The sequence below is a fragment of the Shinella zoogloeoides genome, assembly GCF_003574625.1.
Classification (GTDB): domain Bacteria; phylum Pseudomonadota; class Alphaproteobacteria; order Rhizobiales; family Rhizobiaceae; genus Shinella; species Shinella zoogloeoides_A.
The window spans coordinates 187,768-199,905 of the sequence record NZ_QNUJ01000008.1; the positions used below are offsets into that span (position 1 = coordinate 187,768).

The following is a 12,138-nucleotide window of genomic DNA, read 5'->3' on the forward strand; positions in this document are numbered from 1 at the left end:
CGGCTTTTTGCATTTTTATTTCCCGGGAAAGATTTCCTTAACTTTATTGCGGTTTTCTTAGGCCATCGAAACGGTGGGTTAACCAAGAAACTTAACCGGTTAGCAGGCATGATGCTGACCACCGTCGCCCGGCGAACCCGGAATGTCCCTTTCTCAGTCAGCCATTCAAGGGGCACCTATACTATGACGAGCATTCTGACCAACGTTGCGGCAATGTCCGCTCTCCAGACGCTGCGCTCTATCGGCAACGACATGGAAACCACGCAGGCCCGCGTTTCCTCCGGCATGCGCGTCGGCGAAGCCAAGGACAATGCAGCCTACTGGGCCATTGCCACGACCATGCGCTCCGACAACCTCGCCCTTTCCGCCGTGCAGGACGCCCTCGGCCTCGGCGCTGCGAAGATCGATACGGCCTATGCCGGCATGAACGCGGCCATCGACGTCGTGAAGGAAATCAAGGCCAAGGTCACCGCCGCCACCGAACAGGGCGTCGACAAGGCCAAGGTCCAGGAAGAAATCACCCAGCTGCAGCAGCAGCTCGTCTCGATCGCCTCCGGCGCGTCCTTCAACGGCCAGAACTGGCTCGTCTATGACAGCACGGACACGAGCGCCGACAACGTCGCCGACAAGACCATCGTTTCGGGCTTCATCCGCGACGCCAGCGGCACGGTCAAGGTCAACACCACGACCTACACCCTGGACGAACTCGCCACCGACGGCCAGAACGTTCTGTTCGGCACGGTCGATACGGACGATCACACGCAGAGCGCCGGCGGCATTCTCGGCACCGCAGGCGATGACATCGACGCAACGGGCAACACCTACACCATCACCGACAGCGTCGTGACCCTCGACATCACCAACTTCTCCGACAGCGACATGGCCGAGGCCCTGAACCTGACGGAAGCCGCGATCCAGCTGATGACGAAGGCCGCTTCGCAGCTCGGTTCGATCTCCATGCGCATCGACCTGCAGGTCGATTTCGCCAACAAGCTGACCGACGCCATCGACTCGGGCGTAGGCCGCCTTGTCGATGCCGACATGAACGAGGAATCGACCCGCCTCAAGGCACTGCAGACCCAGCAGCAGCTCGGCATCCAGTCGCTCTCGATCGCCAACTCCTCGGCAGAAGGCATTCTCCAGCTCTTCCGTTAATCGCAAGCCGCAAGGCAGATATGGAAAGGCCCCGGTTTACCGGGGCCTTTTCGCATGTCAGAGCGGCGATTTGAGAAAGGCCGGCATCGCCGCCCCCGCCGCCCGCCGCTCCATGAAAAGCCGCGCCGTATCCAGCGCCTCGCGGATCGTCACGTCCATGTCGAGATAGCGGTAGGTGCCGAGCCGCCCGACAAAGGTGACGCCTTCCTCCCGTTCCGCCAGCCGCACATAGTCGGCAAGCTGCGCCTTCTCCTTCACGAGGCGAACCGGATAGTAGGGAATGTCGCCGGGCTCGCAGGCCCGCGAGAACTCGCGGTAGCAGACCGAGCCGTCATGCTCTTCCCAGGACGAGAAATGCTTGTGCTCGGTGATCCGCGTATAGGGCACGGAAAGATCGCCGTAGTTCATCACCGCGCAGCCCTGATAGTCGCCGTCATGGGTGAAGCGCTCGAAATCGAGCGTCCGGTAGCCGAGCCGCCCGAGGTCATTGTCGAAATAGCCGTCGAGCGGGCCGGAATGGAAGACATGCGCGAAGCCGTCTCTCGCGTTCCGGCGGAAGTCCGTTTCGAGCCTCACCGCGATGTTCGGATGGTCGAGGATGCGTTCGACCATCGCGGTATAGCCGTGCTCCGGCATGCCCTGGTACCTGTGGAAGAAGTAGTTGTCCTCGTAGTTGAAGCGAACCGGCAGGCGCTTCAGGATCGAGGCGGGCAGCTCGGTCGGAGCGCAGCCCCACTGCTTCTGCGTGTAGCCCTTGAAGAAGGCCTCGTAGAGGTCGCGGCCGACGAAGCGGAGGGCCTGCTCCTCGAAGGTCCGCGGATCGGCGATGGTGCGGTCCGCCAGCGCGTCGATGAAGGCGCGGGCTTCGTCCGGCCGGAAGCACTTGCCGAAGAACTGGTTGATCGTGTGGAGATTGACGGGAAGCGAATAGACCTGCCCGCCGCTCGTCGTCTTCACGCGGTTCTTGTAGGGCAGGAAGGTCGCAAAGCCGTTCACATAGGCCCAGACCTCCGCATCGTCCGTATGGAAGATGTGCGGGCCGTAGACATGCACCATCACGCCCGTCGCCGCATCCCGCTCCGTGTGGCAGTTGCCGGCGACATGGGCGCGCGAATCGACGATCTCGACGCGCCAGCCCTCCTGCGCGAGCGCGCGCCCGATCACCGCGCCGGAAAGCCCGGCGCCGACGATGAGGATGCGCTCCCCTTCCTTCATGGGGCGGCAGGCCAGAGGCGGGCGTCCGGGGCAAGCGGCGCGAAGTCGTCGAGGACGATGAGCTCTTCCCGGTAGCGCGCGCGATAGGCCGTGTCGTCCTCGAATTCGATGCCGCGCGCCGCGAGCGTCGCGCCGATCTCGTAATAGACGTCGAGATTGCGAAGATCCGGCACGGGCGTCTCGCCGCGCTCCGCCTCGCCCTGCATCTGCCAGAAGAGTTCTTCCAGCCGACGGGCAAGGCCCGGCATGTCGCGCAAGGCGCAGGTCTCGCGCTGCTGCGCGAGCGATTCGCGCACGGCGGCAAGGCGATCCGGGCTTTCCGCAAGGGCGATGGCCATGCGCACATAGTCGTCCGGATCGCCGCAGACGAGCTCGGGAATGCCGGCCGCCGTCACGATGCTGGCGCAGAAGCGCGACGCGAAGCTCTTGCCGGCGATCGTCAGGACGGGAAGTCCCTGCGTGATGGCGTCCGCCGCCGTCGAATGGGCGCCGTAGGGGAAGGTGTCGAGGAAAAGATCGGCAAGGCCGATCCGCGCAAGATGATCGGGATTCTGTGCCTTGCCCGCGAAGATGAGACGTTCCTTCGCGACGCCCGCCTCCTCGGCCAGCCGGCGCAGGCGCTCATTGGCGCTCTCGTCGCCGGAAAGCAGCCAGAGCACGCTGCCCGGCGTCGCGGTCAGGATGGCCATCCAGCGGGCAAAGCACGGTGCGGTGATCTTCTGCATGCCGTTGAAGCTGGCGAAGACGAAGGCGTCGTCGGGCAGGCCCGCGTCTGCGCGGGCCGGGCGCTCGCTGACGGCCCGCTTGCGGTCCACCGGCTGGTTGCAGGCGATGCGCAGCACCTTCTCCGTATAATAAAGTTCGTTTTCCGGCGGCACGATCACGTCGTCGGCGATCATGTACTGATGGTAGGGGCTCGCCATCGTGCCGGGATAGCCGCAGAAATTCACGATGACCGGGGCAGGGCGGTAGGCGAAGATCTTCGTGCGGGCATGCTTCGTGTAGCCGTTGACGTCGATGAGCACGTCGATCCCGTCCGCGGCGATCTTTCGGGCGGCCTCGATGTCGCTGAGCGCGGCGATGTCGCGCCAGTGATCGACGGCCTCTTTGATGCGCGCCTGCGTCGGATCGATCGGCGCGGGGTCGCCGCAATAATAGGCGAAGATCTCGACGGACGCCTTGTCGTGCAGTTCGAGGACCTCGCTGAGCGCAAAGCCCACGGCATGCTGGCGCAGGTCCGAGGAGACGTAGCCGACCCGCAGGCGCTCGCCGGTGCCGGTCTCGCGCCGCACCGCCTTGCGCTCGAAGGCGCTGAGGTCGTCGGGCCGGCCGATGGTCTGGCGGCAATAGCGGTGGGCCTTTGCCATCTGGAACAGGGGATCGTCCGCATAGCAGGCGATCGACATGGCGGACATGGCATCCATGAAATGGCGCGGCGTGACATGCAGCGACGGCACGACGACGGGCCACTTGCACTGATGCATCCGCAGGGAGATCCAGTGCTGCGCGGCCTCCGTGCGGGACGGCTGCAGTTCCATGGCCTGCCAGAGCGCGGCTTCCGCCTCTTCGAGATGGCCGGCGCCTTCCAGGACGCGGCCGATATGCTGGAGGCTGAGCAGCCGGTTGCTGATCCGGTCGGGGTTCACCTCCGTCGTCGCATCGACGAAAGTGCGCCACTGCTGCACGGCCTGGCCGGTGAGCCCGCAATCCTCCAGCGTCCGGCCCAGGTTGATATGCGCCTGCCCGAAAAGCGGCTCGATCCGGATCGCCGCCCGCAGCGCATGGAGCGTCGCGGCGACGTCGCCCGCCTTGGAAAGCGAGACGGCATAGTTGAAATAGGCAAGGTGCAGCAGCGGGTTGGCGTCGTTGAAGGCGATCCACGTCTTGTAGAGCTCGATCGCCGCCGCCATCTGTCCTGCTGCGGAAAGAACCTCCGCCGTCTGGAACAGTTCCGCCAGCGAAAGCTGCTGCGTGCGTGCGCGCAGCAGGAGCTGGAGAAGGGGGGCGTTCGGATCCGGGGCGGTGGAAAGGCTGGCGGTCATGGATATCCTGCGGCAAGGGGCCGTCTGGCCGGGGGCATTACACAAGTCTCGGCGAAGTCTACCCTGTAGCGCGGCAGACTTGTCCAGGGCTGTCGTATCCGCGGAGGGCCACGCCTGCAAATTCTGGCCATGAAAAATTCAGGCTTTCTCCATCTGTCTTACCGGTTTCTTAACGCTATTAACCATTTGTTAACCATTGCCCATTAACCAGTCGTTAAGAACGACGGACCGGCGCCCAGGGCAAACGAGCGGCGCCGGCAGCATGAAGCCCTCGGTCGTTACCGGTCTCCGCCTCACTCCGGCATGTCCCGACGAACTCTTTTTCAGGGCAAGTGCCAATGACCAGCATTTTGACCAACTCCGCCGCCATGGCGGCGCTGCAGACGCTCCGTTCCATCGATAACAGCCTCGAAACGACGCAGGCGCGCGTTTCCTCCGGCCTGCGGGTCGAGACCGCGGCCGACAACGCGGCCTATTGGTCGATCGCGACCACGATGCGCTCCGACAACCGCGCGATCTCGACGGTCGCCGACGCGCTCGGCCTCGGCGCCGCCAAGGTGGACACGGCCTATACCTCGCTGGAAAGCGTCATCGAGGTGATGAGCGAGATCAAGGCCAAGCTCGTGGCCGCCCGCGAGCCGGGCGTCGACAAGAGCAAGATCAACGAAGAAATCAAGGAGCTGAAGAACCAGCTCGTCTCCGCCGCGCAATCGGCGTCCTTCTCGGGGGAGAACTGGCTCTACAATACCGGTTCCGACGCCCTCGGCGTGAAGTCCGTCGTCGCCTCCTTCGTTCGCACCGCGGGCGGGAACGTGAAGGTCGCCACGCTCGATTTCGACACAGAGAACTCCGTTCTCGTCGACGAGGGCGATGCCAGCCGCGGCTATCTGACCAAATCCATCGATGCCGACGCGTTGAGCGAAAGCCCGGCCGGCACCGCGCGTGAATACTATCTGATCGACATGGGCTCGCCCGGTGCCGGTTCTCCCATAGAGATCGACACGAACACGAGCTACGACGATCTGGACGACATGATCAGCGTCACGGACTACATCATCAAGGACCTGACGAACGCTGCCTCGACGCTCGGCGCCATCACCAAGCGCATCAACATGCAGGAAAGCTTCGTCGCCACGCTCGGCGACGTGATCGACAAGGGCATCGGCCGCCTGGTGGATGCCGACATGAACGAGGAATCGACCCGCCTCAAGGCGCTGCAGACCCAGCAGCAGCTCGGCATCCAGTCGCTCTCGATCGCCAATTCGAGCGCCGAGAACATCCTCCAGCTCTTCCGCCAGTAAGGGCTTCGGGGACCTCTATCCGCCCGGCCGCAGGTCATCGGCCGAGGCGGGCGGTTGGGCCGCGCTATTTGCCCTGGCGCGGCCCAACACCTTCATCTTCATCCTCGCACAAGTTTGGCCTTCTAGGTTCGGCGGCACGATCAGGAAGATTGTGCGCCTTTCACCTCCCGGAAGGCGCTTTGTCCGGGGAGACAGGTCAGCGGTGTTGTCAGGTAAAAGCGTCTTTGCGAATGAACGTCGAAGCGGCCCGCGGCCTTGCCGCCGGGCCTTCTCTGCATTCATCCGGCACGCAACGGGGCCGGAGGGCGCGCGATGAGCGTTCACCTTGCCCGCTACCTCAAGGATTTCGGCGCGCCCCCGCGCATGAAGCCGCCCGTATTCCCCTCCGCGCGCTTTGCGCCGGAAGCCGAAAGCGCCGAGGCGCAGGCCTTCACGATGGCGCCGGCCCTGCCGGAGGTCGATGTCGAGGCGGAGCGCGCGGAAGCCTTCGCCGAAGGTCGCGCCGCAGCGGAGGCTGAGCTGCAGGCGAAGCACGAGGCGGACATGGCCGCACTCAAGGAAGCGCACCGCGCCGAGATCGAGGCCCTGTCGATGCGCTACGAGCAGGATTATGCGGCGGCGCTCGCCGAGCGGTTCGCCACGCTGACGGGCGAGGTCGCCGACCTCGTCGCCGCGCAGGCGGCCCAGGTGCTGGCGCCCGTGATGAGCCAGGTGCTGACGAAGGGCGCGATCTCGGATCTTGCCCGCCTCGTCGACGAGGGACTCAAGGAAGGCGAGGGCATGACGATCACGGTGAAGGGGCCGCTGGACCTCTTCGAGCAGTTGAAGTCGCATTTCGAGGAGCCAGCGCCGGTCTTCCGGCATGTCGAGATGCAGGATGTCGATCTGACGGTGGAGTTCGGCGACGCCGTCCTGGTAACGCGGATGGCGGCCTGGGCTGACACCGTGCGCAAGGTGCTTGCATGAGCGAAGGCGAAAATCACCACCACGGCAAGAACGAGATCATCATCGTCAAGCGTCATGGCGATCACGACGGCGACCACCATGCGGCCGCCTGGAAGATCGCCTATGCCGACTTCATGACGGCGATGATGGCCTTCTTCCTCGTGATGTGGCTCGTCAATGCCGCGAACGAGGAAACGAAGGCCTCGGTCGCCTCCTATTTCAACCCGATCAAGCTGACCGACGACAAGCCGGCGGAAAAATCCGTCAAGAAGCCCGCCAACAGCAAGGACGGCGAGGCGACGCAGGACAAGTCGAAGGAAGAGGGCCAGCAGCAGGCGAGCGGCAACGGCGCGGAAAAAGGCCGCGACGAGAACACGACCGCCGGCGAGGAAACGAAATATTCCGAGGCCGATTTCTTCAGCAATCCCTATTCCGTCCTGTCCGAGATCGCGCAGGAAGTCGGCCAGCAGGCCAATGTCAGCGCCAAGGGCGAGGGTGGCGCGGCCAATTCCGGCCCCGCCACCGGCGCCGACGGCGGCGAAGCCTACCGTGACCCGTTCGATCCCGATTTCTGGACGCAGCAGGTCGAAATCTCGCAGGCGACGAGCGCCGGCAGCGAGGGCAAGGCCAAGGCCAAGGATGCCAAAGCAGGCCAGCAGCAGATGGCCGCGGTGGACACCGACCGCACGGTAGAGGAAGCGCTCGCCAAGGCCGACGCCGATGCGGCGGCACAGCAGGCGCAGGACGCGAAGGCTGAGGCCGGGAAGGCTGCCGCTGAGGAGACGCAGGCCAAGGCCGAGGCCGAAAAGGTCGAGGACCAGAAGAAGGCGGACGAGCTGAAGCAGCAGATTTCCAGGGAGATCGGCACGCTCGGCAAGCTTGCCGAAGGCCTCAGCGTCACCCCCTCCGAAGGCGGCCTTCTCGTCAGCCTGACCGACCAGCTCGATACGCCCATGTTCAATATCGGCTCGGCCGTTCCGCGGCAGGAGATGGTGCTGGCCATGGAGAAGATCGGCAAGATTCTCGAAGGCCGGGCCGGCGCGATCGCCGTTCGCGGCCATACCGACGGCCGTCCCTTTGCCGGTGGCAAGAACGACAACTGGCGCCTTTCGATGGACCGTGCGCAGAGCGCCTATTACATGCTGGTGCGCGGCGGGCTGGAGGAAAAGCGCGTGAGCCAGGTGTCCGGCTTCGCAGACCGCCGCCTCAAGGTGCCGGACGATCCGATGGCGGACGCCAACCGCCGCATCGAGATCCTCATCCAGGCCGAGGGTGGCTGATACGATGGGCTTCCTCCGGCGCATTCTTCTGACGGGAACGGTGTTCGGCGCGGCGCTCGCCGCGGCCGCGCCCGTGCGCGCCGACAGTCCGGACGATCTTGCGCCCTACAAGATGATCCGCTCGCTGCAATATGTGCAGGATACGGTGGTGCTCGGCGACCATTCCGCCATGGAGATGCAGCGCTTCCTGCTCGGCACCATCGACGAGCGGCTCCGCACGGCCGATTCCGCGATCTTCGACGATCCGCGCAATGTCGATGCCGCGCTCGTCTATGCCATGAGCGGCGGCAATCCCGACACGCTGGAGCTGCTGATCCGCAAGGACATTGCCGGCCATTTCGATTCCCGCCTGACGGATGCGCTGCGCAGCTATCTCGGCGGCCGGGGCAGCCAGAGCGTCAAGTCGCTCGCGGAGATATTCCCGGAATACAAGCGCTCGCGGGTCGGGCCCTATCTGGCGCTCGTCTCGGCCAATTCGGTCATCCGCAAGGATCCGAAGCTGGCGCTCAGCTATTTCGACTGGGCGCGCCTCGTCGCGCCCGGAACGATCGTCGAGGAGGCGGCGCTGCGCCGCTCCATCTACATCGCCAGCGAGGCCGGCTGGACCGACAAGAGCATGGCCTATGCCAACCGCTATGCCCGCCGCTTCCTGCGCTCGCCCTATGCCAGCCAGTTCGCCGACCTCTTCGTGAAGCTCGCCGTCGATCATTTCGATGCTCTCAGGCAGGAGGACATCCTCGAGGTCCTGTCCTTCATGGACGTGCCCCGCCAGCGCGAGGTCTATCTGCGCATGGCGCGGCTGGCGGCGATCTCGGGCAAGAACAAGCTGGCCTCGCTTGCCGCCGAGCGCGCCCAGGCCCTGACGGGTGACGGCGAGAGCGTTCCGAAGGTGCTGGCGGACCTCTATTCGGGCCTCGCCTCGGTGCCGTCGGGCGATGTCGCCTCGGCGATGGAATCCATCGTGGCGATCCCCGACGACAAGCTCTCCGCCAAGGATCAGGCGCTGAAGGCCGCCGCCCGGGCGGTCGCCGAAGAGGTGCTGCGCCTGCCGGAGGGCGAGGGCGCCCGGACGATCGCGAAGGAAGACAGCGTGCCCGCCGAGGCCGATAACGCCTCCTACAAGGGGCTGAGCGAGGCGGAAGCGGCGGACCGGTCGATGGACCCGCAGGCGGGCGGCGAGGAAAAGCCGGTCGCGGCGGCAAGGCCGGAAAAGGAAACGACGGGGCAGCAGGAAAAGGCGGGCATCGACCCGGCATTCGACAATTTCGTGTCGACCGGCCGGTCCAAGCTCGACGAGATCGACGCGCTCTTGAAGGGAGAAGGCAGTTGAGCACCATTGCTAGCGGAGTTTTGGGCATCGCGCAGGGCCAGGCGCCGGCCAAGGGCAAGGCCGCCGGTTCCTCCGAGAACGGTGATTTCGAAAAGACGATCGCCAGCCTCCATGCCAAGGACGGCGAGAGCGGCCACAAGGGTGGCCGCACCTCGATCTCCGGCCATGGCGGGAAGGAAGGCGAGGCGATGAACGGCACGCGGACGCATGCCGCGCATGGCGACATCTCCGCGCTCGCCGATGCGCTTGAGAAGGCGGGCGCCAAGGCCGGCAAGGCTGGTGAGGGGAAGGCTTCGCACGCCGAGAGCACCGGCCGTACGGGCAGGAAAGGCCATGCCGAGACGGTCGAGGGTGTCGATGCCGACGCGGAGAAGGTTGCCGTGACCGTCGCCGAAAGCGGCGGGGAGGCGGCAGCCGCGAAGACGGATGTCGGCAACCTCCTCGAACTGCTGAACGCGGCGAACACCGCTTCCCACACGGCCGCGGGCCATGGCGCGGCGAAGGCCACCGCCACGGATGGCAACAAGGCGCAGGCCGGCGGCAAGGTCGCGGGCAAGGCGGACCTCGTGTCGGACCGTACGGGTTCGGCGGGGGAAGCCTCCGAGCTTGCCGGCGCCGAGGGCGGCGAGGTGCCGCAATCGGATACGGACAAGCTCTTCCGCCTGATCCGCGCCGACGGCAAGGGCCGTGGCCTCGACATGAGCCTTTCCGGTGCCGGCGATCGCGCGACCTTCAAGGATGCCGATATCAATGCCGCGCGGGGCGAGACGGTGACGGTGGTCGATGCGCGCCGCTATATCGGCCTCGCGCAGACCGGCAACGCTGCCGCCGTGACGGGTGCGATCACGCAGGACCCCGAATGGGCGGCCTCGCTGAGCGCCACCGGCGGCCTTGCGCCTTCGGAAGCGGCGGCGACCGGCAAGGTCGTCAACACGCTGAAGATCCAGATGCATCCGATCGAGCTCGGCCTCGTGACGGCGACGCTGCGCCTCCATGGCGAGGAGCTCGTCGTCTCGCTGCAGGTGGAGACGGGCGAGGCCTATCGCCAGCTCCTCGACGACAAGGACACGATCGTGCGGGCGCTGCGCGGCCAGGGCTTCGCCGTCGACCAGGTCAGCGTCCAGCTTGCGCCGGCCGACCGCGGCGCCGGCACGCAGCAGGGCGACAGCCAGGGCCAGCAGGCGCAGCAGCAGCAATTCTCCAGCCAGCCGCAGGCCCGCGAAGGCGGCGGCGGCCGTGAGCACGGCGGCGAGCGCGCAGGCTCGTTCGGACAGGAAGGAACGTCTCATGAGGGCAACATCGCGGAAGCCGCTTCTGGCCTTGCTGGCGGGCAGTCTGTGCGCTCTGGCGGCGTCTATCTCTGACGCCGCCGCGTCGACGGGCTCCTGCGAACGGGAAATCCTCGCCGCCGCCGCCAAGTACGACATCCCGGCCGGCATCCTCTATTCCGTCGGTCTCACGGAGACCGGGCGGAAGGGATCCCTCCAGCCCTTCGCCCTCAACATCGAGGGCAAGGCCTATTTCGGCGCGAGCCGGGAAGAGGCGCTGCGCACCTTCGAGGCGGCGCGCGCCCGCGGCGCCAGGCTGATCGACCTCGGCTGCATGCAGATCAACCACCACTTCCACGGCGAGCATTTCGCCTCGGCGGCGGAAATGTTTGACCCGCACAAGAACGTGGAATATGCAGCCGCCTTCCTGGCGCGTCTGCATGCCCGGCACGAGACCTGGACCATGGCCGTCGCGCGCTACCATGCCGGCCCGAACAACGACCCCGCGCAGAAGCGTTATGTCTGCCGGGTGATCGCGAACCTGGTTGCAACCGGCTATGGAAGCTGGACACCGAATGCGAAAGCGTTCTGCCAGTAATTCAATCAAAGATAGAAAATTCAGCCTGTGCCACAATGTGGCAGGAATGCGCCCTATTTTAGAACGACAAGGCTGGGCTGTTAACCTTTGTTAACTTTTCCACGAAAAATTTGTGCCGCCCATGGGTGGAGCTACTAGATGTAGATCAAATCGGCACGCAATCCTTAATCAACTGTTAAAATCTGCCAATTAGTTCCTCTAGTTGCCGGTGATTCGCCCGATTCGTACCACTGCCTGAACGAGGCACCACACTGATTCGGAGGCGGACGAATGATCGTAGTGGTTGATGAGCGCGAGCTCGTTAAAGACGGCTATACTTCTCTTTTCGGGCGCGAGGGCGTGCCCTCGACGGGGTTCGACCCCCGCGAATTCGGCGAGTGGGTGAACACCGCCGCCGATTCGGACATCGACGCGGTCGAGGCGTTCCTGATCGGCCAGGGCCAGCTCTCCATGGAGCTGCCGCGCGCGATCCGTGACCGGTCGCAGGCGCCGGTCATCGCGGTCAGCGATACGCCTTCCCTTGAAACCACGCTCGCCCTCTTCGACAGCGGCGTCGACGACGTGGTGCGCAAGCCGGTTCACCCCCGGGAAATCCTGGCCCGTGCGGCGGCCATCCGGCGTCGCCTGAAGGCGCTTGCCAATCATACCGACATCGGCCCGATCCGCGTCTTCTCGGACGGCCGCGACCCGGAAATCTCCGGCGATGTCTTCCCCCTGCCGCGCCGCGAGCGCCGCATTCTGGAATATTTGGTCGCCAATCGCGGCCGCCGGCTTTCCAAGACCCAGATCTTCAACGCGATCTACGGGATATTCGACGAGGACGTCGAGGAGAACGTCGTCGAAAGCCATATCAGCAAGCTGCGCAAGAAGCTGCGCAAGAAGCTCGGTTTCGATCCGATCGATTCCAAGCGCTTCCTTGGCTACTGCATCGACTGGCAGAGCTGAAACGAACCGCCGGCTGACGGGGAAGGCGGACCCCGGCAGCCAGCTTCACGCAAGGCCCG

At 65.1% G+C, this 12,138-nt stretch carries 10 protein-coding genes; 8 read left to right on the forward strand and 2 right to left on the reverse strand.

Features of this window, described 5'->3' with window-relative positions:
• The first annotated feature begins 183 nt into the window (after window positions 1-183).
• Window positions 184-1,155 (forward strand): flagellin, encoded by a 972-nt coding sequence (locus tag DSD28_RS17400; RefSeq protein WP_119257686.1) that lies wholly within the window; start codon window positions 184-186, stop codon window positions 1,153-1,155.
• Window positions 1,156-1,212: 57 nt separating this feature from the next.
• Here the strand turns inward: DSD28_RS17400 and DSD28_RS17405 are convergent, their stop codons facing one another.
• Window positions 1,213-2,370: a UDP-galactopyranose/dTDP-fucopyranose mutase family protein gene (locus DSD28_RS17405; RefSeq protein ID WP_119257687.1), complete on the reverse strand. Its 1,158-nt coding sequence runs from the start codon at window positions 2,368-2,370 to the stop codon at window positions 1,213-1,215.
• On the reverse strand, window positions 2,367-4,412 hold the full coding sequence (locus DSD28_RS17410; protein WP_119257688.1) for a glycosyl transferase: 2,046 nt from the start codon (window positions 4,410-4,412) through the stop codon (window positions 2,367-2,369). Before DSD28_RS17410 ends, DSD28_RS17405 begins: the two co-directional genes overlap by 4 nt.
• 338 nt (window positions 4,413-4,750) lie before the next feature.
• Between DSD28_RS17410 and DSD28_RS17415 the strand changes: the two genes are divergently transcribed.
• The 7 genes from DSD28_RS17415 to rem all read left to right on the forward strand — a co-directional run bounded on the left by DSD28_RS17415 (window position 4,751) and on the right by rem (window position 12,079).
• Window positions 4,751-5,713: a flagellin gene (locus DSD28_RS17415; protein ID WP_119257689.1), complete on the forward strand. Its 963-nt coding sequence runs from the start codon at window positions 4,751-4,753 to the stop codon at window positions 5,711-5,713.
• Between the two features lie 312 nt (window positions 5,714-6,025).
• Window positions 6,026-6,679, forward strand: a complete 654-nt coding sequence (locus DSD28_RS17420; protein WP_119257690.1) for a hypothetical protein — start codon at window positions 6,026-6,028, stop codon at window positions 6,677-6,679.
• Window positions 6,676-7,938, forward strand: coding sequence for a MotB family protein (locus tag DSD28_RS17425; protein ID WP_119257691.1), 1,263 nt, complete (start codon window positions 6,676-6,678; stop codon window positions 7,936-7,938). The genes DSD28_RS17420 and DSD28_RS17425 overlap by 4 nt, the downstream gene beginning before the upstream one ends.
• Before the next feature lie 4 nt (window positions 7,939-7,942).
• Window positions 7,943-9,268, forward strand: a complete 1,326-nt coding sequence (gene motC / locus DSD28_RS17430) for a chemotaxis protein MotC (protein WP_119257692.1) — start codon at window positions 7,943-7,945, stop codon at window positions 9,266-9,268.
• Window positions 9,265-10,632, forward strand: a complete 1,368-nt coding sequence (locus tag DSD28_RS17435; RefSeq protein ID WP_162911442.1) for a flagellar hook-length control protein FliK — start codon at window positions 9,265-9,267, stop codon at window positions 10,630-10,632. The genes motC and DSD28_RS17435 overlap by 4 nt, the downstream gene beginning before the upstream one ends.
• Window positions 10,556-11,134: a transglycosylase SLT domain-containing protein gene (locus tag DSD28_RS17440; protein ID WP_119257694.1), complete on the forward strand. Its 579-nt coding sequence runs from the start codon at window positions 10,556-10,558 to the stop codon at window positions 11,132-11,134. The genes DSD28_RS17435 and DSD28_RS17440 overlap by 77 nt, the downstream gene beginning before the upstream one ends.
• Window positions 11,135-11,404: 270 nt before the next feature.
• Window positions 11,405-12,079 (forward strand): transcriptional activator Rem, encoded by a 675-nt coding sequence (gene rem, locus DSD28_RS17445; protein WP_119257695.1) that lies wholly within the window; start codon window positions 11,405-11,407, stop codon window positions 12,077-12,079.
• Window positions 12,080-12,138: the final 59 nt, after the last annotated feature.